At 63.8% G+C, this 22,270-nt stretch carries 17 protein-coding genes and 1 tRNA gene; 13 read left to right on the plus strand and 5 right to left on the minus strand.

Going from position 1 to position 22,270, the window contains the following annotated elements:
- Positions 1-2: 2 nt before the first annotated feature.
- Entirely contained in the window at positions 3-2,108 is a 2,106-nt protein-coding gene (pnp, locus tag PMI20_RS07485) for a polyribonucleotide nucleotidyltransferase (protein WP_007920885.1), read from the plus strand.
- A gap of 137 nt (positions 2,109-2,245) precedes the next feature.
- Positions 2,246-2,321, plus strand: a tRNA-Thr gene (locus tag PMI20_RS07490).
- Between the two features lie 136 nt (positions 2,322-2,457).
- On the opposite strand, the gene PMI20_RS07495 is transcribed toward PMI20_RS07490, so the two are convergent.
- Positions 2,458-3,318, minus strand: coding sequence for a LysR substrate-binding domain-containing protein (locus PMI20_RS07495; protein WP_087091214.1), 861 nt, complete (start codon positions 3,316-3,318; stop codon positions 2,458-2,460).
- Between the two features lie 133 nt (positions 3,319-3,451).
- On the opposite strand from PMI20_RS07495, the gene PMI20_RS07500 reads away from it, so the two are divergent.
- The 4 genes from PMI20_RS07500 to PMI20_RS07515 all read left to right on the plus strand — a co-directional run bounded on the left by PMI20_RS07500 (position 3,452) and on the right by PMI20_RS07515 (position 7,727).
- Positions 3,452-4,501 (plus strand): agmatine deiminase family protein, encoded by a 1,050-nt coding sequence (locus PMI20_RS07500; RefSeq protein ID WP_007922259.1) that lies wholly within the window; start codon positions 3,452-3,454, stop codon positions 4,499-4,501.
- 4 nt (positions 4,502-4,505) lie between these two features.
- Positions 4,506-5,414 (plus strand): N-carbamoylputrescine amidase, encoded by a 909-nt coding sequence (aguB, locus tag PMI20_RS07505; protein ID WP_007922261.1) that lies wholly within the window; start codon positions 4,506-4,508, stop codon positions 5,412-5,414.
- 2 nt (positions 5,415-5,416) lie between these two features.
- The gene (locus PMI20_RS07510; RefSeq protein WP_007922262.1) at positions 5,417-6,520 is read left to right on the plus strand and encodes an extracellular solute-binding protein; all 1,104 of its coding nucleotides are present in this window, start codon (positions 5,417-5,419) and stop codon (positions 6,518-6,520) included.
- Positions 6,521-6,602: 82 nt separating this feature from the next.
- On the plus strand, positions 6,603-7,727 hold the full coding sequence (locus tag PMI20_RS07515; RefSeq protein ID WP_007922263.1) for an agmatine deiminase family protein: 1,125 nt from the start codon (positions 6,603-6,605) through the stop codon (positions 7,725-7,727).
- 103 nt (positions 7,728-7,830) lie between these two features.
- Here PMI20_RS07515 and PMI20_RS07520 read toward each other — a convergent pair whose 3' ends face one another.
- The gene (locus PMI20_RS07520; protein WP_007922265.1) at positions 7,831-8,598 is read right to left on the minus strand and encodes a hypothetical protein; all 768 of its coding nucleotides are present in this window, start codon (positions 8,596-8,598) and stop codon (positions 7,831-7,833) included.
- 338 nt (positions 8,599-8,936) lie between these two features.
- Here PMI20_RS07520 and PMI20_RS07525 point away from each other — a divergent pair, with 338 nt between their 5' ends.
- On the plus strand, positions 8,937-9,233 hold the full coding sequence (locus PMI20_RS07525; protein WP_007922267.1) for a DUF6388 family protein: 297 nt from the start codon (positions 8,937-8,939) through the stop codon (positions 9,231-9,233).
- A 66-nt stretch (positions 9,234-9,299) separates the two neighbouring features.
- Here the strand turns inward: PMI20_RS07525 and nadC are convergent, their stop codons facing one another.
- Entirely contained in the window at positions 9,300-10,148 is an 849-nt protein-coding gene (gene nadC / locus PMI20_RS07530; RefSeq protein WP_007922269.1) for a carboxylating nicotinate-nucleotide diphosphorylase, read from the minus strand.
- A 341-nt stretch (positions 10,149-10,489) separates the two neighbouring features.
- Between nadC and PMI20_RS07535 the strand changes: the two genes are divergently transcribed.
- From PMI20_RS07535 to PMI20_RS30925, 4 genes are all read left to right on the plus strand, one after another.
- Positions 10,490-12,694, plus strand: a complete 2,205-nt coding sequence (locus tag PMI20_RS07535) for a DUF1631 domain-containing protein (protein WP_007922271.1) — start codon at positions 10,490-10,492, stop codon at positions 12,692-12,694.
- A gap of 62 nt (positions 12,695-12,756) precedes the next feature.
- On the plus strand, positions 12,757-13,317 hold the full coding sequence (gene ampD / locus PMI20_RS07540; RefSeq protein ID WP_007922273.1) for a 1,6-anhydro-N-acetylmuramyl-L-alanine amidase AmpD: 561 nt from the start codon (positions 12,757-12,759) through the stop codon (positions 13,315-13,317).
- A complete protein-coding gene (ampE, locus tag PMI20_RS07545) occupies positions 13,314-14,150 on the plus strand; it encodes a regulatory signaling modulator protein AmpE (RefSeq protein WP_007922276.1) in 837 nt (278 codons plus the stop codon). The genes ampD and ampE overlap by 4 nt, the downstream gene beginning before the upstream one ends.
- A gap of 1,528 nt (positions 14,151-15,678) precedes the next feature.
- Entirely contained in the window at positions 15,679-16,383 is a 705-nt protein-coding gene (locus tag PMI20_RS30925; protein ID WP_370686828.1) for a methyl-accepting chemotaxis protein, read from the plus strand.
- Between the two features lies 1 nt (position 16,384).
- Here PMI20_RS30925 and PMI20_RS07555 read toward each other — a convergent pair whose 3' ends face one another.
- Together PMI20_RS07555 and cra are read right to left on the minus strand one after the other, a co-directional pair.
- On the minus strand, positions 16,385-17,173 hold the full coding sequence (locus PMI20_RS07555; RefSeq protein WP_007922280.1) for a TatD family hydrolase: 789 nt from the start codon (positions 17,171-17,173) through the stop codon (positions 16,385-16,387).
- 2 nt (positions 17,174-17,175) lie between these two features.
- Positions 17,176-18,171, minus strand: coding sequence for a catabolite repressor/activator (gene cra / locus PMI20_RS07560; RefSeq protein WP_007922282.1), 996 nt, complete (start codon positions 18,169-18,171; stop codon positions 17,176-17,178).
- Positions 18,172-18,467: 296 nt separating this feature from the next.
- On the opposite strand from cra, the gene ptsP reads away from it, so the two are divergent.
- Positions 18,468-21,329 (plus strand): phosphoenolpyruvate--protein phosphotransferase, encoded by a 2,862-nt coding sequence (gene ptsP / locus PMI20_RS07565; RefSeq protein WP_007922284.1) that lies wholly within the window; start codon positions 18,468-18,470, stop codon positions 21,327-21,329.
- Positions 21,329-22,270, plus strand: coding sequence for a 1-phosphofructokinase (gene pfkB, locus PMI20_RS07570; RefSeq protein WP_007922290.1), 942 nt, complete (start codon positions 21,329-21,331; stop codon positions 22,268-22,270). The genes ptsP and pfkB overlap by 1 nt, the downstream gene beginning before the upstream one ends.

Genomic DNA, 22,270 nt, shown 5'->3' on the forward strand with positions numbered 1-22,270 from the left:
CCGTGAACCCGGTAATCAAAAAATTCCAGTTCGGTCAGTCGACCGTTACCCTCGAGACTGGCCGTATCGCCCGTCAGGCCTCCGGCGCAGTATTGGTCACCGTTGACGACGACGTCAGCGTATTGGTGACCGTGGTTGGCGCCAAACAAGCCGATCCAGGCAAGGGTTTCTTCCCTCTGTCTGTTCACTACCAGGAAAAGACTTACGCTGCCGGTAAGATCCCTGGCGGTTTCTTCAAGCGTGAAGGCCGTCCTTCCGAGAAAGAAACCCTGACCTCGCGTCTGATCGACCGCCCGATCCGCCCTCTGTTCCCAGAAGGCTTCATGAACGAAGTGCAGGTTGTCTGCACCGTGGTTTCCACCAGCAAGAAGACCGATCCGGATATCGCTGCGATGATCGGTACCTCGGCTGCGCTGGCGATTTCCGGCATTCCTTTCGATGGTCCGATCGGTGCTGCCCGCGTTGCTTTCCATGAAAGCACCGGCTACCTGCTGAACCCGACTTACGAGCAGCTTCAGGCATCTAGTCTGGACATGGTCGTAGCCGGTACCGAAGAAGCGGTACTGATGGTTGAATCGGAAGCCAAAGAGCTGACCGAAGACCAGATGCTGGGCGCCGTACTGTTCGCCCACGATGAATTCCAGGCCGTTATCCAGGCCGTCAAAGAGCTGGCTGCCGAAGCCGCCAAGCCAACTTGGGACTGGGCTCCGGCTCCAGAAGCCACCGACCTGCTGGGCGCTATCCGCTCCGAGTTCGGCGAAGCGATCTCCCAGGCTTACACCATCACCGTCAAGGCCGACCGTTATGCACGCCTGGGCGAGCTGAAAGACCAGGTCGTCGCCAAGCTGTCCGGCGAAGAAGGCCAGCCTTCCGCCGGCGACGTCAAAGCCGCTTTCGGTGAAATCGAATACCGCACCGTTCGCGAAAACATCGTCAACGGCAAGCCACGTATCGACGGCCGCGACACCCGCACCGTACGTCCGCTGAACATCGAAGTCGGCGTTCTGCCGAAGACCCACGGTTCGGCCCTGTTCACCCGTGGCGAGACTCAGGCCCTGGTCGTCGCGACCCTGGGTACTGCCCGTGACGCACAGCTGCTGGACACCCTGGAAGGCGAGAAGAAAGACCCCTTCATGCTGCACTACAACTTCCCTCCGTTCTCGGTGGGCGAGTGTGGTCGCATGGGTGGCGCTGGTCGTCGTGAAATCGGTCACGGCCGTCTGGCCCGTCGTTCGGTTCAGGCCATGCTGCCAGCCGCCGACGTGTTCCCCTACACCATCCGCGTGGTATCGGAAATCACCGAGTCCAACGGTTCCAGCTCCATGGCTTCCGTGTGCGGTGCTTCCCTGGCACTGATGGATGCTGGCGTGCCGATGAAGGCACCGGTTGCCGGTATCGCCATGGGCCTGGTCAAGGAAGGCGAGAAATTCGCCGTCCTGACCGACATCTTGGGTGACGAAGACCACCTGGGCGACATGGACTTCAAGGTAGCCGGTACCGCCAAAGGCGTCACCGCGCTGCAGATGGACATCAAGATCAAGGGCATCACCGAAGAAATCATGGAGATCGCCCTGGGCCAGGCCCTGGAAGCTCGCCTGAACATCCTCGGCCAGATGAACCAGATCATTGGCCAGTCGCGTACCGAACTGTCGGCCAACGCTCCGACCATGATCGCGATGAAGATCGACACCGACAAAATCCGTGATGTCATCGGTAAAGGCGGCGCGACCATCCGTGCGATCTGCGAAGAGACCAAGGCTTCGATCGACATCGAAGACGACGGCTCGATCAAGATCTTCGGCGAAACCAAGGAAGCCGCAGAAGCTGCGCGTCAGCGCGTTCTGGGTATCACCGCGGAAGCCGAGATCGGCAAGATCTACGTTGGCAAGGTTGAGCGCATCGTCGACTTCGGCGCATTCGTCAACATCCTGCCTGGCAAGGACGGTCTGGTTCACATCTCCATGTTGAGCGATGCTCGCGTCGAGAAAGTGACCGACATCCTGAAAGAAGGTCAGGAAGTGGAAGTGCTGGTGCTGGACGTGGACAACCGCGGCCGTATCAAGCTGTCCATCAAAGACGTGGCAGCAGCCAAGGCTTCGGGCGTTTAAGACCCCTGACGCTGTAAGCTGAACAAGCAGACGCCCCGACTGGTTCGGGGCGTTTTGCTATGTGGCGTTTGTGCCTTGCTCCCTGCCGGGCGGGTGACATGGCAAAACCCCGGTCCCGGTGCTAGGTTTAGCCCAGCGCCCGTGTAGCTCAGCCGGTAGAGCAGCGCACTCGTAACGCGAAGGTCGCAGGTTCGATTCCTGTCTCGGGCACCAGTCAGCCGTTTCAAACAATCCATGAATGCCTGTCAGATACCTACAAAGCCCGCCCAGTGCGGGCTTTGTCGTTTCTGGTGTTCGTGATGTGTGCCCGGGCGATTGATGGATGTCCCGGCTCCGCCAGGAAACCTGCTCAAGCCTTGCCAAGGGCCCCGGCCAGCCAGTCGCAGAAGCTGCGGGTGAGGGCATCGCCTTCGCTGTCGCGGTGCACCAGCCAGCTCCAGTTCGGGCCGCGTACGGTCTGCTCCGCCAGCGCCACCAGCAGCCCCTGATCTCGGGCGCGGCCGGCCAGCAGCTGGCTGACCAGGGCTATCCCCAAACCTTGGCTGGCGGCGTCCAGCAACAGGCCGGGGTCGGAGAAGTTCAGCCCCTGGCTGTGCTGGCCGACGTCGATGCCGCCCTGTACCTGCCAATGGCTCCAGTCCATCTCGCGCTCGCCGTGCAGGGTGGTGCGCGCGTCCGCTGCCTGTTCCAGCAAGGCGGGATGGCAGGCCGGGTACAGGCGGTCTTCCAGCAACACGCGAAAGCTGCATTCGGCCTGGGCGCTGAGGTCGTCGCGCACGGCGATGTCGATGGTCTGGGTGGCCATGTCGGGTGTTTCGTCGGTGGTCAGCAGCCACAGGTCAACCTGCGGATGAAGCCGATGAAAGTCCGCCAGGCGCGGCACCAGCCAGTGGCGGGCAAAGGCCGGGGTGGTGTTGACCACCAGTTGATTGGGTTTGCGGTACTGGTCCAGGCGGCGGATGCCCACGGCCAGTTGTTGCAACAGCGACTGGGTGGTGCTGAGCAGGTCGAAGCCGGCATCGGTCAAGGCCACGCTGCGGCCGTTGCGGAAGAACAGCGGCTGTTCGAGGAAACTTTCCAGGCTGCGAATCTGCTGGCTGATGGCCGACTGGGTGAGGTGCAGCTCTTCGGCGGCCTTGTGGAAGCTGCCCAGGCGGGCGGCGGCCTCGAAGCCGCGCAGGGCATTCAGGGGTGGCCAGTGTTTAAGCATGATTGATAAGCCCAGCTAATCAGAATTCGACAAAATCTATCGTTTGTTCGGTCGTTTTTACAGGCCTAGCATACAAGTCATGGCCGCGGTCGCGGTTTTCAGTGATAACAAAATCTTAACTGAAGGTACTTGTATGCAATTCAACGATGCGCAGAACGGCTGGTTCATGCCCGCCGAATGGGTACAGCACGCCGCCACCTGGATGGCTTTTCCCCATAACCAGGCCCTGTGGGAAAACAGCTGGGGCGTGACCCTGGCCGAGGTGCAGGTCGACTTTGCCCGTGTGGCCAACGCTATCGCCCGTTTCGAACCGGTGAAGATGGTGGTTGACCCCTGCGCAGTGGCGCGAGCCCGTGAGTTGTGTGGAGCGAATATCGAGCTGGTCGAGCTGGCGATCAACGACAGCTGGTGCCGCGACTCCGGTCCGAGTTTCGTCTGCCATCCGCGTCTGGGCACGGCTGGAGTCAACTGGCGCTTCAACGCCTGGGGCGGCAAGTCCGCCTGCGACCTGGATCAAAGCCTGGCGCGGCGCATCCTCGACAACCTCGGCCTGCAATGCTTCAACACATTGCTGACCAACGAAGGCGGCGCGATTCATGTGGACGGGCAGGGCACCCTGATCACCACCGAATCGGTACTGCTCAACGGCAACCGCAATCCCGCCATGAGCAAGGCCGAGATGGAGGAGATCTTCGCGCGCCTGCTGGGCGTGAAGAAAACCATCTGGCTGCCCGGCGATCCCGACTACGTGACCGGCGACATGACCGACGGTCACGTCGACGGCGTCTGCGCCTTCGCCCGGCCCGGTGTGCTGCTGGTGGACGCGACCCGGGATTCATCTTCGGTGTACGCCGAGGTCGTGCGCGAGAACCGCCGCGCGCTGGAACTGGCCACCGATGCCCAGGGACGCCGCTTCGAAATGCTCGAACTCTTCGAAGCCAGCGATGCCGTGGATCAGGAGGCCGAGGTGTTCTGCGCGTCTTACACCAATTTCTACATCGCCAATGGCGCGATCATCATGCCGGCCTACGGTATCGGTGCCGATGACGAGGCGGCGGCGACCCTGCGCCTGGCTTTCCCCGGGCGTGAGGTGGTGCCGGTACGGATCAACCAGCTGGCCCACGGCGGCGGTGGCGTGCATTGCATCACCCAGCAGCAACCGGCCTGGCCGCTGAAGGGGTAATGCCATGACTCATTTGACCGTCGCCACCACCCAGTTCGCCTGCAGCTGGAACCTGGAGGACAACCTCGACCAGGCCGAGCAACTGGTGCGGGAAGCCGCCGCCAAGGGCGCGCAATTGATCCTCCTGCAGGAGCTGTTCGCCACCCCGTACTTCTGCATCGAGCAGGACCACAAGCACCTGGCCCTGGCGCAGGAATATGGCAAAAGCGCCGTACTCCGGCGCTTCGCCGACCTCGCCCGGGAACTGGGCGTGGTGCTGCCGCTGAGCTGGTTTGAGCGTGCCGGCAACGCCTTCTTCAACTCGCTGGCGGTGGCCGATGCCGACGGCCGCCTGCTTGGCGTCTACCGCAAGACCCACATCCCCAACGCCATCGGCTACCAGGAGAAGGAGTACTTCAGCCCCGGCGATACCGGCTTCCGTGTCTGGGACACCGCTTTCGGCCGCATAGGCGTGGGCATCTGCTGGGACCAGTGGTTCCCCGAGACCGCCCGCTGCCTGGCCTTGATGGGCGCGCAGGTGCTGCTCTATCCCACCGCCATCGGCTCCGAGCCGGGCGCCGCCGGGCTGGACTCGCGCGACCACTGGCAACTGACCCAGCGTGGCCACGCGGCCGCCAACATCCTGCCGGTGATAGCGGCCAACCGTGTCGGGCAAGAGACGGCAACCACCGATCCGCAGTTGCGGATGAGTTTCTACGGCTCGTCCTTCATCACTGATCACAAGGGCAAGCTGCTGGCCGAGGCTGACCGTGACACTACGGGCGTGCTGGTACAGCGGCTGGATCTTGCGGCCATGGCCGAGGAACGCCTGAGCTGGGGCATCTACCGGGATCGCCGCCCGGAAATGTACGGCCCGCTGCTGGGCCTGGACGGTTGCCGAACCCATGAACACTGGTCGCGCCAGGGAGCCTGAAGATGAATCTCATCAAGAAACTGTCGATGTTGGCATTGGGCCTTGGCCTGGGTTGTTCGCAGTTCGCCGTCCAGGCCGAGGACAAGGTCCTGCGCCTGTACAACTGGGCGGACTACTTCGCCCCGCAGACCCTGGCTGCCTTCACTCACGAGACCGGTATCCAGGTCATCTACGACGTGATGGACAGCAGCGAGACGCTGGAAGCCAAGATGATGTCCGGCCACAGTGGTTATGACCTGATCTTTCCCGGCGACACCGTGGCCGAACGCCTGATGCGCGCCAGTGCCCTGCAGAAGCTCGACCAGGGCAAGCTCGAGCACCTGGATGACATCGAGCCCGGCTTGCGCACGTTGCAGGCCCGGTATCCACACTCGCGGAATGCCACCGTGCCCTACACCTGGGGCACCATCGGCCTGACCTGGAACCAGGCGATGATCGACAAGCGTCTGAATAATGCGCCAGTGAACAGCCTGGATATGATCTTCAAGCCCGAGGTCGCGGCGAAGTTCGCCGACTGCGGTATCTCCATGATCGACTCGCCCGACGAAGTGCTGGCCGTGGTGCTCAACTACCTGGGCCACGACCCGCGCAGCAGCAAGCCGGACGAACTGGCCGAGGCGGTGGCGCTGCTCAAGGGCATCAAGCCGTACATCCGCAAGTTCCAGTCGCAGCCGGTGACCCAGCTGGTCAATGGCGACATCTGCCTGTCCCTCGGCTACAGCGGCGACATGACCCAGGCCCAGCGTACCGCCGACGAGGCCGGCAAGGGGACGCGCTTCCAATACCGTATTCCGCGGGAGGGCACCACGGTGTGGATGGACACCATGGCCATCCCGGCCGATGCCCGCCACCCGGAATACGCCTATGCGCTGATCAACTTCATCATGCGCCCGCAGAACATGGCGGCGATCAGCAACGCCACCGGCTATCCCACCTCCAGCGCCAAGGCCAGGCCGATGGTGGCGGCCGACATGCGCAATAATCCGGATATCTATGTGGACGCGGCCACCTATGGGCGGCTGATCCCCGGCAAGGACATTGCGCAGCGCGACATGCGGGCGCGAATGCGCGCCTGGACCACCTTCAAGACCAGCCTTCACGACTGAAGCCAGCAACCGCCAGAGCAGGGCGGGCACCCGGCAGCCGGGTGGCCACGCCCTTCGAGATTCACTCAACAGAGAACACCTCATGCCTACACGTCGTGACTTCATCAAGCAACTGATGGCGGCCAGCGGAGTCGGTGCCGCCGCCTCCCTTGGCCTCGGCTTTGGCGCCCCGCGCATTTTCGCCGCCTCGGCCGGCAACTGGTACATGCCCGACGAGCACGGCCCGCAGGAGCGGGTGATCCTGGCCTTCGGCGCGTCGTCCCGGGTCTGGGAGGACTGGGCGGGCGCGGTGAACGACACCATCGCCCTGCTGGCCAGGACCATCGCCAAGTATCAACCGGTGACCGTGCTGTGTCGCGCCAGCCAGCTGTCATTGGCCAAGAGCAAGTGTGGCACCAGCAATATCGACTTCCTGACCTTGTCGCTGGACGACGTCTGGGTGCGCGACTACGGCGGCTGCTTCGTGGTCGACGGCGCGGGCGGCCTGGGCCTGGTGGATTTCAACTTCAACGGCTGGGGCGACAAGCAGACCTCGGCCAACGACACCCGCGTGGCCGATACCCTGAGCGAGGAGATGGAGGCCGACTACGTTCGTAGCGCGCTAGTGGGCGAGGGTGGTGGCATCGAGGTGGACGGGCATGGCACCGCGATCATCACCGAGAGCTGCTGGATCAACGACAACCGCAACCCGGGGCTGGGCAAGGCGCAGATCGAAGCCGAGCTGAAGGCCAACCTCGGCCTGCGCAAGATCATCTGGTTGCCGGGTATCAAGGACAAGGACATCACCGATGCCCATGTCGATTTTTATGCGCGCTTCGTCAAGCCCGGCGTGGTCATCGCCAACCTGGACAATGACCCCGGGTCCTATGACTACGCCGTGACGCGCAGGCACCTGGAAATCCTCAATGCCGCCACCGACGCCGATGGCCGCAAGCTGGTGGTCCACACCCTGCCGCCGCCGACCAGGATGCGCAGTAACCTGTATACCCGCGACAACCCGGATTTCGCGCCGGGTTACATCAACTTCCTGCCGATCAACGGCGCGGTGATCGCTCCGCAGTTTGGTGACGCGGCGGCGGACCAGTACTGCAAGGACCTGCTGGCCAGGCTTTATCCGGGGCGGGTGGTGGAACAGGTCAATATCGACCCGATCGCCGCGGGGGGCGGCGGCATTCATTGCGTGAGCAAGCATTTGCCACGGGTGTGAGGTGGCTTTGGGGGGCGTAAGACCTGGGGAGCGGATCTGACTCGATTCTTCTATACAACAAAGCCCGCGTCGAGCGGGCTTTGTCGTGTTTACTGGCTTTGAATCACTTCACCTTGCTTCTCAGGTCCTCGAGGCTGCGTTTGAGTTGGTCCAGGTTCTGGCCCTGATTGCTGACCTCGCTCTTGAGGCTGGACAGCTCGCTGGAACTAGAACTGGAACTTGAGCTGCTGCCGCGTTTGAGGTCATCGATCTGACTCGCCAGCTTATCCAGGGTGCTGGCTTGAGTGCTGACTGTGCTCTTGAGGCTGGACAGCTCGCTGGAGCTCGAACTGGAGCTTGAGCTGTTGCCACGCTTGAGCTCCTCGATCTGTTTGCCGAGCTTGTCCAGTTCGCTGGCCTGGTCGCTGGTAACGCGCTTGAGGCTGTTCACTTCACTGGTGCTCGAACTGGAGCTTGTGCCGCTGTTGCGCTTGAACTCTTCAAGCTGGGTTTCCAGCTTTTTCAGCTGGTTGGCTTGCTCGCCGGTGGTTTTCTTGAGGTTGCTCACCTCACTGGCAGTGGAGCTGGAGCTGCTGCCGGTGTTGCGTTTGAACTCTTCGATCAGGCGTGCCTGGCTGTTGACGATGTCCTTGAGCTTTTCCAGTTCGGCGCTGCTGCTCTTGAGGCCGTCCTGCAGCTTTTGCAGGTCGTCCACGGTGAAGCCGCTGGGGCGGACGGTGTACTTGAGGTCTACTTCCTGGTGCAGGGCCGAGATCCTGTCCGAGTACGAGGCGCTGCTGGAGTTGAATTCGACGGCCTGGGCGGAGAGTGACAGGCTGCTGAGGATCAGGGTGGCGAGGAAGGCGGACGAACGCTGAGTGCGGCTGAACATCACTGGGTTTCCTTGTGAAGTGCCGATATGGCACATCGCTATGACTGCGTCCTTGCCTTCTTGTTCCAGGGGCAAGAAGGTGGCTCGGGGAGTGGAATGTAACAACGTATTTTTCGTGAAAGTGCCTTGAGCGAACGGACAGGTTTTTTGTCGGTGCGCTGTAACGATTCGTATGCATCCGCAGACAAAGGTCCTATATTCGCAGCCTGTCTGAATGGTTTTCAGATGATCCCGAATGGTTCACGGCCAGATAAATCGGCTTTCACAGCGCTTTTTTGCGGCAAAGAGATCCCAACGATCCAGATCCATCTTCCATTCCCATGATCAGAGAGAACGAGATGATTCCTAAAGAAGCCAGAATTGACGTAGCCCTTGAAAAGTACCTGGCTGCCACGCCTTCCTTGCAGGAAGAAATCAGCGCCCTGAGTCCGCAGGAGCAGAAGCAGCAGGCCCAGTGGGCGTTCGAGGACGAAGCGGAGTCGCGCGGCATCGAGCCGTGGGAGCTTGTGCTGGAGTTGGTGGCCGAGTCGCCTGAGGAGCTCAAGGCCATGCGCCTGGAGGTCCATCAGGAGGTGGCCGAGGCCCTGGGCATGGACCTTCAGGACTACCTGGAACTCAACGAAATCGACGACTGATGCAAAAACGCCAGCCTTTCAGGGGCTGGCGTTTTTCTTTGGGGGTATCGCGCAGGCTTTTGAAAGTCAGAGGCTCAAGCGCATCGACAGGTCGACCGCCTTCACATCCTTGGTCATCGCCCCGATCGAAATGTAATCGACGCCGGTCTCGGCGATCGGGCGCAAGGTGCTTTCATTGATCCCGCCGCTGGCTTCCAGCTTGGCCTTGCCGGCATTCAGGCGAACCGCTTCACGCATGTCGTCCAGGCTCAGCTCGTCGAGCATGATGATGTCCGCGCCCGCCGCCAGGGCTTCCTTGAGTTCTTCCAGGCTTTCCACTTCGACTTCCACCGGCTTGCCCGGGGCGATCCTGTGGGCGGCGCTGATCGCCTGGGCGATACCGCCGCACGCGGCAATATGGTTTTCCTTGATCAGGAAGGCGTCGTACAGGCCGATGCGGTGGTTGTGGCAGCCACCGCAGGTCACCGCGTACTTCTGCGCCAGGCGCAGCCCCGGCAGGGTCTTGCGGGTATCCAGCAACTTGACCTGGGTATCGGCGACGAAGTCGGCGTAATACTGCGCGCGGGTGGCCACGCCGGACAGCAGCTGCAGGAAGTTCAGGGCGCAGCGTTCGCCGCTGAGCAGCGAACGGGCCGGACCTTCGAGGTGGAACAGCGCCTGGTTGGGGCTGACGCGCTCGCCGTCACGCACCTGCCAATGCACGGCGACCCGCGGATCGAGCTGGCGGAACACCGCGTCAACCCAGGCCGTGCCACTGACGATCGCCGCTTCGCGGGTAATGATGGTGGCTTTGGCCAGGCGTTCGGCCGGGATCAGTTGCGCGGTGATATCGCCGCTGCCGATGTCTTCCAGCAACGCACGGCGCACGTTGGCTTCGATTTCGGCGGTCAGGTCGGCGAGGCGTAGATTCGGCATAGCAGGCTCCACAAACAAAGTGGCCCGATTATAGGGCCATGGCGCAAGCGAACCCAAGGCGGCGCCCCTCCAGTACCTGCATTTGGTCGCCTGGCATGAGCCGTTTGCGAGAAAGGGCGGTCGCTATATGAGCACTATTTCAAAGCCCGCGCAGAGTCTGCTGGCACAAGAAGGGGCTTTTGCCAGATAATCCGACTTCTAATTGACGTCATAGCTTTGACGTTTGCTTGGCTCCCCAATATTTGAAATGCAGCGGTGCGTATCGATGCCTGCTGGGACTCGACTGTGAGCGTCGACCGACCTTTTATTGCGCGGCAGAGAAAACCTTTCAGGAGGCTTGGATGCACAACGACGGGAATGTAGTGCCTTTGCACAAGGTGGCTACGGATCAGGCGAACCCTTCGCCGCTCGCCCGCCTGCCTGTGATTCTGCTTCAGGTCCGTGACAAGGCCGCCCAGCAACTGCGCCATGGCCTGCAGGAACTGTTCGATAACGCCGACGACACCTTGTTCGAGATGGCCGACCGGGCCCAGAACAATGTCGACCAGAACACCTTTTTCGAAGCCATGCGCGACCTGCGCCTGAAACGCAAAAGCATTGAGCGCGGCTTCCTGGAAAAACTCTTCGAGGCCTTTGTCGGCCTGGTCCAGTACGACCCTGCGCCGGCGATCGCCCAGGCCGTCGCCTACGTCCCATCCGCTGACACCTGCCAGGATGACCTGGAGCGCACCGTGGCCCTCGAGGCGATGGTCGCCAAGGCCGGCAACCGTGACGGCTTTGCCCTTGGCCAGCTCACCGCGCGCCTGAACGCGCTGCTGGGCAAGCGCCTGGATGACCGCAGCAACCCCTTGGGCCCGGCCATGCTCTGCGAGTATTTCCTCGAGTCTGGGCGCAGCCTGGGGGTGGAGATCAAGGTCAAGCTGATCATTCTCAAGCTGTTCGAACGTTATGTGCTCAGCGAAGCCGACCAGCTGTACGCCGAAGCCAATCAGCTGTTGGCCGCCACGGGCGTGTTGCCGGAGCTCAAGCCCGCGCCGGCGCGCCGGTCTATCGATCAGGCGGCCGCGAGTATCCAGGCCACGCCGGAGCCCGGCGAGGCGCAAATGGACGAAAGCGTTCAGCAAGTGTTCGCCGCCTTGCAGGAGCTGCTGTCGCATGTCCGCGGCAGCGTGGTGCCGACCCTCGAGGCGAGCGCCGAAACCCAGCCCATTTCCACCCGTGACCTGCTGCGCCTGCTGTCTCACCTGCAGCACTACGTGCCGGCGGGCACCCAGGACGATTTCGACCTGCGCAACCACTTGGAACAGCTGCTGACCCGGGTCAGCGTGAAAAGCGGCAAGTCGCGGGTGGTCGGGGTGGCCGACGAGGACGTGATCAACCTGGTGGCCATGCTCTTCGAATTCATCCTGGCCGATCGCAACCTGCCGGAATCCTTGAAGACCCTGATCGGCCGCTTGCAGATCCCCATGCTCAAGGTCGCGGTGCTGGACAAGAGTTTTTTCAGCCGCAGCAGCCATCCCGCACGCCGCTTGCTCAATGAAATCGCCGCCGCGGCCATGGGCTGGGGCAGTTGCGACGATTATCAGCGCGATAGCCTGTACCTGCGCATCGAGCAGGTGGTGCAGCGGCTGTTGAGCGACTTCGTCGACGACCCGGCGATCTTTTCCGAGCTGCTCGCCGAGTTTCTCGCCTTCACCAGTGACGAGCGGCGCCGCAGCGAGCTGCTGGAACAGCGCACCCGTGACGCCGAAGAGGGGCGGGCCAAGGCCGAACTGGCGCGCCGTCGCGTCGAGCAGGCGTTGAACGAGGGGTTGCTGGGCAAGGTCCTGCCGCTGATGGTCGTCGAGTTCGTGCAACAGGCCTGGAGCAAGGTCTTGCTGTTGACCTGTCTCAAGCATGGCGAGCAGTCCAGCGAATGGCGCCAGGGGCTGCAGACCATGGAGCAACTGATCTGGAGCGTGCAGCGTCACACCGATCCGGATGCCGCCATGCAGCTGCTGGCGCTGGTGCCCGACCTGCTCAAGGCACTGCGCGACGGCTTGAACAGCGCAGCGTTCGATCCGTTCGCCACCAGCGAGTTCTTCAGCCAGCTGGAAGCCTTGCACCTGCAGGCGTTCGAGCACTTTGCTCAGGACGCCGGGCCGCATCGGCCAGGTGTGGCGGACGAGCAGCCGGCGATGGTCGCGGTCGAGGAGCACATCATCCTGCCCTGCGCCGAAGAGGGCCCGCTGGAGGCCGCGCCCCTGGCGCTGGCGGCCAACGATCCCGGGTTGCTGCGGGTCGAACAACTGCGGCTGGGGGCCTGGGTCGAATTCCTCGAGGACGAGGACAACAGCGTGCGCTGCAAGCTGGCGGCCATCGTGCAACCCGGCGATAAGTACATCTTCGTCAACCGCACCGGCATGAAGGTCCTGGAGCGCACCCGGGTCGGCCTGGCCCTGGAGTTTCAGCGCGGGGCCGTGCGAGAGCTGGACGACACCTTGCTGTTCGATCGGGCGTTGGAGTCGGTGATCGGCAATTTGCAGCGACTCAATCGTGGCAAGTGATCGCAACCTGGGCGTGGAACGCGGCATACTGAGCCGTCACAGGCTTCGTTGAAGGAATCGGTATGCAGTTGGACCCCGCAAGCGGCTGGTGTCACGGCGTTCGCCATTGCCCGTCACCCAATTTCAACGCACGCCCCGCGGATGAAATTTCCCTGCTGGTGATCCACAACATCAGCCTGCCGCCGGCCCAGTTCGCGACGGGCAAAGTGCAGGAATTCTTCCAGAACCGTCTTGATGTCACAGAGCATCCCTATTTTGCCGGGATCGCCGACCTGCGCGTGTCCGCGCATTTCCTGATCGAACGTGACGGAACCGTGACTCAGTTTGTCTCCTGTCTGGACCGCGCCTGGCACGCTGGCGTGTCGTGGTTCGACGGGCGCGAAAGCTGCAATGATTTTTCCCTGGGGATCGAACTGGAAGGCACCGACGAGCTGCCGTTCACCGATGCCCAGTACGACGCGCTGATTGCCTTGACCCGGCAGTTGCAGCAGGCCTTCAAGGCCATCACCCCACAGAGGATTTGTGGGCACAGCGATATCGCTCCGGGGCGCAAGACCGATCCGGGGCCCGGATTCGACTGGGTACGCTATCGCGCGGCCCTGAACGAAGGGGAAGGACAATGAGTTTTCTGGTGTTGTTGCTGGCGGTCTGGATCGAGAAGTTCTCGGCCTTGCGCCAGCGCGTTCAGCATGACGAGCCGTGGTTGCGTCAATTGCTTGGGCAGGAGGCCAGTCCGCGTCTGGCCAAGCGTCCCTGGTGGGTGCTGGCGCTGCTGGTGCTGCTGCCGGCAGTGCTGCTGGGGTTGCTGTTGCTGGTACTGGAGCCGCTGGCTTACGGCCTGCTGGCGTTGCCGGTGCATCTGCTGGTGGTGATCTACAGCCTGGGGCGGGGCGACCTGCTGGGCGAACTCGGACCGTTCCGCGATGCCTGGCGCCGTGAAGACCTGCAAGCCGCGGCGCATGTCGCCAAGCGCGACCTGGATATCTGCGCCGACAGTGGCGAGCAGTTGCTCGAGCGGGTTCAGGGGCACCTGCTGTGGCAGGCCTACCAGAGCTTTTTCGCGGTGATCTTCTGGTACTTCCTGCTGGGCCCGGTGGCCGCATTGAGCTATCGCCTGCTGGCGCTGGCCGCCGAGCACAGCAAGAACCCGGCGGTCGCCGAGCGCGCCGGGCAGCTGCGGCATGCCTTCGACTGGTTGCCGGTACGCCTGCTGGCGGCCAGCTTCGCCCTGGTGGGTAACTTCGTCGCGGTCAGCCGCGTGATGCTCCACGAACTGCTGAACTGGAACATCAGCGCCGCGCAGCTGGTGGAAAAGGTCGGCCTGGTCGCCGCGGAAATCCCTGCGCCGATCACCGGGCCGGACGGCATTCTCAGCCTGGACCGGATCTGGGAACTGTTGCTGCGGGCCGCGGTGCTCTGGTACGCCGGTTTCGCCCTGTGGACCGTGCTGCCCTGACGACGAGCAGCGAGTGAGCGCTGGCGAGCCCCGGTCTCGCCAGCGCAACTGAAGCCTTCCATCCGTCCGCCGTCCCCGCGGTTAACCTTAAGTTACAAACCCTTTTGCCGATTTGAGCTATACAGAATCAGCGCCAAATAGTGGCTATCTGCCGTCTTCGCGTACCTGCCAATAAAAATAAAAGCAAAAAGGGAGACTTCTTGTGAAGAGCTTGCTCTATCCCGCTATTGCCCTGATGAACCGCCTGAGCTTCGGCATGAAGTTCAGCCTGATCAGCGTGCTGTTTTTCCTGCCGATGCTGGTCACCAACTTTTATCTGGTGCGCGATTCCTACCGTGAATTTCAGGGCACCCAGGTCGAGCTGCAAAGCCTGGACCTGTTGGGCAGCAGCCTGACCTTGCGCCGCGACCTGGAAACCCTGAACAACATGGTGCAGATCAACGCGACCCTGGGGCAGTCCGGCAAGGCCGGGGATATCGAGAACAAGATAGGCACCCTGGAAAAGTCCGTGCTTGAGCGCTTGCAGGGCTTGGCTGCGGTCACCGTGGACCCCGAGCAGATCGGCGTGTTCGACGGCAAGCGCGATGAAATGATCGCCGCCTTCAAGGCGCAACAGGCGGAAAGCTCGCTGCAAAGCAAAAGCGCGCTGATCGGCAAGCTCCTGGGCAGTGCGCAGATTTTCAGCCAGATCATCGCCAGCCAGTCGGGCCTGAGCCGCGACACCCAGAGCGATGTGCGGCAGTTGAGCGAACTGCTGACCAGCGTCACGCCCCAGGTGACCCAGGTCCTCGGCGATGGGCGGGCGATGGGCGCGTATTCCCTGGGCCAGGGCTTTCTCAACTCATCCGCCAGCACCCGTTTCGACGAGTTGCTGGTGCAGATCGAAAAGCTCCAGGCCGAATACGGCCTGAAACTGCAGGATGCGCTGGGCTCGAGCAAGGCCGCCCAGGGCGCGCTGAATGCCCAGGCCAGCGCCAGTAAAGGCAGCCTCAAGCAAGCCAGCGAGCTGTTCGAAGAGCAGGTGGTGATGGCCGATACCCTGGATGCGCCCTGGCAGGGCTTTTACGACCAGGTCAGCGGGTTGATGGCGCAGACCTACCAGCTCAACGAGGCGACCCTGAAGTTCCTCGGCGAGGAACTGCAACAACGGCTGGGGCAGAACCGCACGCACATGGTGCTGCTGGTGGTGGCGCTGGCGGCGGTGTTCCTGCTGATCTTCTATCTCTACGGCGCGTTCTATGTCTCGACCCGCACCACCCTCAAACGCCTGGGTGCGATGATGGACAAGGTGGCGGCCGGGGACATGACCGTCACCTTCGATGCCCAGAGCCGCGATGAACTGGGGGAACTGGGCACCGTGTTCAACGGCACCGTGGCGAAGATCCACGACCTGATCGAGCTAGTGGGCAAGACCGTCGGTGAAGTCGAGCACCAGGCCGGGCAGGTGGAAGCCGTGTCGGCCCAGAGCAACCAGGCGGTGGCCGGGCAGCGCAGTCAGATCGAGCAGGTGGCGACGGCGATGAACCAGATGTCCGCCACTTCCCAGGAAGTCGCGCGCAGCGCCGCGGCCGCGGTCAGCAGCGCCCACAGCGTCAACGACGAGACCATCAGCGGGCGCGGGCTGGTGGAATCCCAGCAAGGCAGCATTGCCCAGTTGGCCAGCGAGATCGACCAGTCGGTGCTGGTGATCAATCAACTGGCCAGCGACAGCCAGGCCATCAGCCGGGTGCTGGAGGTGATCAAGAGCATCGCCGAGCAGACCAACCTGCTGGCCCTCAACGCCGCCATCGAAGCGGCCCGCGCTGGCGAGCAGGGCCGAGGCTTTGCGGTGGTGGCCGACGAAGTGCGGACCCTGGCCAAGCGCACCCAGCAATCGACCGAGGAAATCGAGCAGATGATCGTCAAGCTCCACGGCGGCGTGGGGGCTGCGGTCAAGGCCATGGGCATCAGCCACCAGATGGCCAATGGCACGGTCGGGCAGTCGGAAAAGGTCCAGCAGGCGCTGGAGAACATCCTCGGCGCGGTGGGCATGATCGTCGACCAGAACCAGCAGATCGCCGCGGCGGTGGAGCAGCAGACCGCGGTGGCCCACGACATCGATCAGAACATCGTCGAGATCAACCGCGCCGGCGAGCGCACCGCCGAAGGCGCGTACCAGACTGAAAACGCCAGCCGCCAGTTGTCCGCGCAGGTGGTGCAGTTGAAGCAGTTGATCAGCGCGTTCCGGGTCTGATTCAGGCGCTGTGGGGCCAGCCGAACAGCGCGCAAGCGTTGGCGGTACTGGCCGCCGCCAACTGTTCGGGGCTGACGGCCATGAGCTCGGCCAGGGCCGCGCAGATGTCGGGCAGGTGCTGCGGGCTGTTGCGCTGGCCGGGGTACATGGCCGGCGCCATGTCCGGCGAGTCGGTTTCCAGCACCACTGCGTCCAGCGGCAAGTCGGCGATGACCTTGCGCAGGCGCAGGGCCTGCGGCCAGGTCGCGGCGCCCCCCAGGCCCAGTTTGAACCCCAGCTTGAGGTACTCGCGGGCCTCCTCGCGGCTGCCGGCGAAGGCGTGGATGATGCCGGCGCGCTTGAGCTTGAAGCGCTTGAGGCTGGCAATCACCGCGGCATGGCTGCGTCGTACGTGGAGCAGGGCCGGTAGCTGGAAGTCCGCGGCCAGTTGCAGTTGTGCTTCGAACAGTTGCTGCTGGCGCTGGCGATCCAGCTGCTCGAGAAAATAATCCAGGCCGATCTCGCCCACCGCGCACAGCTGCGGGTGGCCCGCCAGGCGGGTCAGCCAGTCGCCCAGCTCAACCAGGTCGGCCGGTTGGTGCTCGTCGAGATAAACCGGGTGCAGGCCGAAGGCGGCGTGCAGGTCGGCATCGCTCTGCACCAGCTCCCAGAGCCGCTGCCAATTGCGCTGATAAACCCCCAGCACCACCATCCGCCGCACGCCGAGGGCGCGGCTGGCAGCCAGCAGCGCCTGACGATCCGCATCGAAATCCGGAAAATCCAGATGGGTGTGGCTGTCGATCAGTTCCACGTTCAAGCCTCGTGAATGCGCTGCTTGAAGGTCCGGGCGATGGCGTTCACGCCGGGTTGGTAATGGGCTTCTTCAATGGCGGCCAGGGCCAGTTGCAGGGCCTTGTCGGCAATCAGCTGGTGCTGCTGGGCCATGGCATTGACCGGCAGCGGCAAAAAGTCCAGCAGCTGGGTATCGCCGAAGGTGCCCAGGCGCAGCGGCCGCGACTTGAGCGGAAAGTCATGCAGCGCGTCGAACACCCCTTGCAGCAACACATAGGAGGTGGTCAGCAGGGCATCTGGCAGATGGCCCAGGCGCTCCAGCAGCGCTTCCATCAACTGGCGCCCGCAGTCGCGGCTGAAGGCTTCGCCCTGTTCGATCAGCACCTGGCCGTCGAAACCTTCCAGCGCCTGCTTGAAGCCGGCGGCGCGTTCGCGGCTGATGCCCAGCTCGGGGCGGGCGCCGATCAGGGCGATCTGCCGCGGCTGGGGCTGCAGCAGGCTGCGGGTCAATTGCAGGCTGGCTTGCTGGTCGTCGCTGATCACCGAGCAGAAAAACTCCGGTTCCATCACCCGGTCGATGGCGATGATCGGCAGGCCCTGGGCCTGCAACAGGCGATAAGTGTCATCCTCCGGCGGCAGGCAGCTGGCGACGAACAGCGCATCGCAGCGGCGCGCGCGGAACAGTTGCAGCAACTGCCGCTCGCTGTCCGGGGCATCGTCGGAGCTGGCGATCAGCAGCTGGTAGCCACGGGCGCGGGCACCTTGCTCGAGCAACTTGGCAATACGCGCGTAACTGGGGTTTTCCAGGTCTGGCAGGATGAAACCCAGGGTCCGGGTCCGCCGACTGCGTAGCCCGGCGGCTTGAGGGTTGGGCGTGAAGCCATGTTCCTCGACCACCGCCCGGACCCGTTCGACGGTCGCGTTGCTGATGCGTTGCTGTTCGGCCTTGCCGTTGATGACGTAGCTGGCGGTGGTGACGGACACACCGGCCAGTCTGGCGATATCGCTGAGTTTCAACCCGGGTTTTCCTTGTTTTCTGGAGCTTGCCCCGACATTTTCGCCAATCCTAACCGATATGGGCAGGCGACCAATGTCGGAACGTGCAGCCGACAGGTAGGACTTCAAGGATGATTGATTATCGAGTAACGTGCCCGTCATTGTAGATTAAACGTTTCAGCACGCGTATTTTCTAGGAATATGAGCAAACGGAAACAGGGCCTTGCCAAGCCGACGGTCCCGTTTGTGGCATTAACGCCGCCTGACTGATTCACTCAAAACAATACCTAGCGCCCCAGCGCTAAATAGGAGAAAGCATGCTCGAGCTCACTATTGAGCAGATATCCATGGGCCAGTCGGCCGTGGATAAGTCCGCCGCACTGCACCTGCTCGCCGATAAACTGGTGGCCGACGGCCTGGTCGCCGAAGGTTACCTGGCTGGCCTGCAGGCCCGCGAAGCCCAGGGCTCGACCTTTCTCGGTCAAGGTATTGCCATTCCCCACGGCACTCCGGAAACCCGCGACCAGGTGTTCGCCACTGGCGTGCGCCTGCTGCAATTTCCCGAGGGCGTGGACTGGGGCGATGGCCAGATCGTCTATCTGGCGATCGGCATCGCCGCCAAATCCGACGAACACCTGCGCCTGCTGCAACTCTTGACCCGCGCCCTTGGCGAAACCGACCTGGGCCAGGCCCTGCGTCGCGCCAGCTCGCCCGAAGCCCTGCTGAAACTGCTGCAAGGCGCGCCGCAGGAGCTGGCGCTGGATGCGCAGATGATCGGCCTGGGCGTGGCCGCCGAAGATTTCGAAGAACTGGTATGGCGCGGCGCCCGTCTGCTGCGCCAGGCCGACTGCGTCAGCAACGGTTTTGCCGCCGTGCTGCAACAGGTCGAGGCGCTGCCCCTGGGCGATGGCCTGTGGTGGCTGCACAGCGAGCAGACCGTCAAGCGCCCGGGCCTGGCCTTCGTCACCCCGGACAAACCGATTCGTTACCTCGGCCAACCCCTGGCCGGGCTGTTCTGCCTGGCCAGCCTGGGCGAGGCCCACCAGGCCCTGCTTGAGCGCCTGTGCGCGCTGCTGATCGAAGGTCGTGGCCATGAACTGGGCCGGGCCACCAGCAGCCGTGCGGTGCTGGAAGTACTGGGTGGCGAACTGCCGGCCGACTGGCCGAGCGCGCGCATCGTGCTGGCCAACGCCCACGGCTTGCATGCGCGCCCGGCGAAGATCCTGGCGCAGTTGGCGAAAAGCTTCGAGGGCGAGATCCGCGTGCGCATCGTCGACACACCGGGCTCCGCCGTCTCGGTGAAGAGCCTGAGCAAGCTGCTGAGCCTCGGCGCCCGCCGTGGCCAGACCCTGGAGCTGATCGCCGAACCGAACATCGCCGCCGACGCCCTGCCAGCCTTGCTGGCGGCCATCGCCGAAGGGCTGGGGGAAGAAGTCGAGCCGGTGGCGCAAGCCAGCGCGCCCCAGGACGTGCCGGAAGAAATCGAGGTGCCCATCAGCGCGCCGGCTTCCGGCAGCCTGGTCCAGGCCATCCCGGCGGCCCCCGGCATCGCCATTGGCCCGGCGCATATCCAGGTGATCCAGCCTTTTGACTACCCGTTGCGCGGCGAATCCACCGCCAGCGAGCGCGAGCGTCTGCAACAGGCCCTGGCCGAGGTCCGTCATGACATCGACGGCCTGATCCAGCGCAGCAAGGCCAAGGCGATTCGCGAGATTTTCGTGACCCACCAGGAAATGCTCGACGACCCGGAACTGACCGACGAAGTCGACACCCGCCTCAAGCAGGGCGAAAGCGCCGCAGCGGCCTGGATGACGGTGATCGAAGCCGCCGCCCGGCAACAGGAAGCCTTGCACGATGCGCTGCTGGCCGAACGCGCCGCCGACCTGCGGGACATCGGCCGCCGGGTGCTGGCCCAGCTGTGCGGAGTGCAGACCCCGGTCGAGCCGGACGAACCCTACATCCTGGTGATGGATGAGGTTGGCCCGTCGGACGTGGCGCGCCTCGATCCGGCGCGGGTGGCCGGCATTCTTACCGCCCGTGGCGGCGCCACCGCCCACAGCGCGATCGTCGCCCGCGCCCTGGGGATTCCGGCGCTGGTCGGCGCCGGGGCTGGCGTGCTGCTGCTCAAGCCGGGCACGCCGCTGCTGCTCGATGGCCAGCGCGGTCACCTGCATGTGGACGCCGATGCCGGCACCCTGCAACGGGCCACCGAAGAGCGTGATACCCGCGAGCAACGGCTCAAGGTCGCCGCCGAACAGCGCCATCAACTGGCGCACACCACTGATGGCCATCACGTCGAGGTCTTCGCCAATATCGGTGAAAGCGCGGGCGTGACCAGCGCCGTGGACAACGGCGCCGAAGGCATTGGCCTGCTGCGCACCGAGCTGATTTTCATGGCCCACCCACAAGCGCCGGACGAAGCCACCCAGGAAGCCGAATACCGCCGCGTGCTCGATGGCCTGGCCGGGCGGCCGCTGGTGGTGCGCACCCTGGATGTCGGCGGCGACAAACCGCTGCCGTACTGGCCGATCGCCAAGGAAGAAAACCCCTTCCTCGGCGTGCGCGGCATCCGCCTGACCCTGCAACGTCCGCAGATCATGGAAGCCCAGCTGCGCGCGCTGCTGCGCTCGGCGGACAATCGCCCGCTGCGGATCATGTTCCCCATGGTCGGCAGCGTCGATGAATGGCGCGCCGCCCGTGACATGACCGAGCGCCTGCGCCAGGAAATCCCGGTGGCCGACCTGCAACTGGGGATCATGATCGAAGTGCCGTCCGCCGCCTTGCTGGCGCCGGTACTGGCCAAGGAAGTGGACTTCTTCAGCGTCGGCACCAACGACCTGACCCAATACACCCTGGCCATCGACCGTGGTCACCCGACCCTGTCGGCCCAGGCCGACGGCCTGCACCCGGCGGTGCTGCAACTGATCGACATCACCGTGCGCGCGGCCCATGCCCACGGCAAGTGGGTCGGCGTGTGCGGCGAGCTGGCGGCCGATCCGCTGGCGGTGCCGGTGCTGGTCGGCCTGGGTGTGGACGAACTGAGCGTCTCCGGACGCAGCATCGCCGAGGTCAAGGCACGCATTCGCGAACTCAGCCTGACCCAGGCGCAAACCCTTGCTGAACAGGCCCTGGCCGTCGGCAGCGCAAACGATGTGCGCGCCCTTGTGGAGGCCATCTAATGGCAAAGATTCTTACCCTGACCCTGAACCCGGCGCTGGACCTCACCGTCCAGCTGACGCGCCTGGAACCGGGGCAGGTCAACCGCAGCGAAGCCATGCACACTCACGCCGCAGGCAAGGGCGTGAACGTGGCCCAGGTGCTGGCCGACCTTGGCCATCAGCTGACCGTCAGCGGCTTTCTTGGTGCAGACAATCCCCAGGCCTTCGAGGCGTTGTTCGCCCGGCGCGGTTTTGTCGACGCCTTTATTCGCGTGCTGGGGGAAACCCGCAGCAACATCAAGCTGGCCGAACAGGATGGGCGCATCACCGATCTCAACGGCCCCGGCCCGGAGGTCGACGCGGCGGCGCAACAGGCGCTGCTCGAACGCCTGGAACAGATCGCCCCGGGGCATGACGCGGTGGTGGTGGCCGGCAGCCTGCCGCGCGGCGTCAGCCCGCAATGGCTGCACGCCTTGCTGACCCGTCTCAAGGCACTGGGGCTGAAAGTGGCGCTGGACACCAGCGGCGAAGCCCTGCGCGCCGGCCTGGCCGCCGGGCCCTGGCTGGTCAAGCCGAACACCGAGGAACTGGCCGAGGCCCTGGGCAGCCCGCTGCTGTCGCTGGCGACCCAGGCCGCAGCCGCCAGGCGCCTGCACGCCCAAGGCGTCGAGCATGTGGTGATTTCCCATGGCGCCGAAGGCGTGAACTGGTTCAGCGCCGCGCCGGCCTTGCAGGCGCTGCCGCCCAAGGTCAGCGTGGCCAGCACCGTCGGCGCCGGCGACTCGTTGCTGGCCGGCATGCTCCACGGCCTGCTCAGTGCCCACGCTTTTGAACAGACCCTGCGCACCGCTACGGCCATCGCCGCCATGGCCGTGACCCAGATCGGTTTCGGCATCACCGATGCCGCGCAGTTGGCACAGCTTGAACAGGGGGTGCGCGTTCATCCCCTCATAGAACAATAA

It is taken from the genome of Pseudomonas sp. GM17, from assembly GCF_000282175.2.
Lineage (GTDB): Bacteria > Pseudomonadota > Gammaproteobacteria > Pseudomonadales > Pseudomonadaceae > Aquipseudomonas > Aquipseudomonas chlororaphis.

Bases quoted from the DNA above. Each gene is read 5' to 3' on its own strand.
- PMI20_RS07495 (WP_087091214.1), bottom strand. From the start codon at position 3,318: ATGCTTAAACACTGGCCACCCCTGAATGCCCTGCGCGGCTTCGAGGCC.
- PMI20_RS30925 (WP_370686828.1), top strand. From the start codon at position 15,679: ATGTCCGCCACTTCCCAGGAAGTCGCGCGCAGCGCCGCGGCCGCGGTC.
- PMI20_RS07500 (WP_007922259.1), top strand. From the start codon at position 3,452: ATGCAATTCAACGATGCGCAGAACGGCTGGTTCATGCCCGCCGAATGG.
- PMI20_RS07520 (WP_007922265.1), bottom strand. From the start codon at position 8,598: ATGTTCAGCCGCACTCAGCGTTCGTCCGCCTTCCTCGCCACCCTGATC.
- pfkB (WP_007922290.1), top strand. From the start codon at position 21,329: ATGGCAAAGATTCTTACCCTGACCCTGAACCCGGCGCTGGACCTCACC.
- PMI20_RS07535 (WP_007922271.1), top strand. From the start codon at position 10,490: ATGCACAACGACGGGAATGTAGTGCCTTTGCACAAGGTGGCTACGGAT.
- aguB (WP_007922261.1), top strand. From the start codon at position 4,506: ATGACTCATTTGACCGTCGCCACCACCCAGTTCGCCTGCAGCTGGAAC.
- ampE (WP_007922276.1), top strand. From the start codon at position 13,314: ATGAGTTTTCTGGTGTTGTTGCTGGCGGTCTGGATCGAGAAGTTCTCG.
- PMI20_RS07510 (WP_007922262.1), top strand. From the start codon at position 5,417: ATGAATCTCATCAAGAAACTGTCGATGTTGGCATTGGGCCTTGGCCTG.
- nadC (WP_007922269.1), bottom strand. From the start codon at position 10,148: ATGCCGAATCTACGCCTCGCCGACCTGACCGCCGAAATCGAAGCCAAC.
- ampD (WP_007922273.1), top strand. From the start codon at position 12,757: ATGCAGTTGGACCCCGCAAGCGGCTGGTGTCACGGCGTTCGCCATTGC.
- PMI20_RS07515 (WP_007922263.1), top strand. From the start codon at position 6,603: ATGCCTACACGTCGTGACTTCATCAAGCAACTGATGGCGGCCAGCGGA.
- ptsP (WP_007922284.1), top strand. From the start codon at position 18,468: ATGCTCGAGCTCACTATTGAGCAGATATCCATGGGCCAGTCGGCCGTG.
- PMI20_RS07525 (WP_007922267.1), top strand. From the start codon at position 8,937: ATGATTCCTAAAGAAGCCAGAATTGACGTAGCCCTTGAAAAGTACCTG.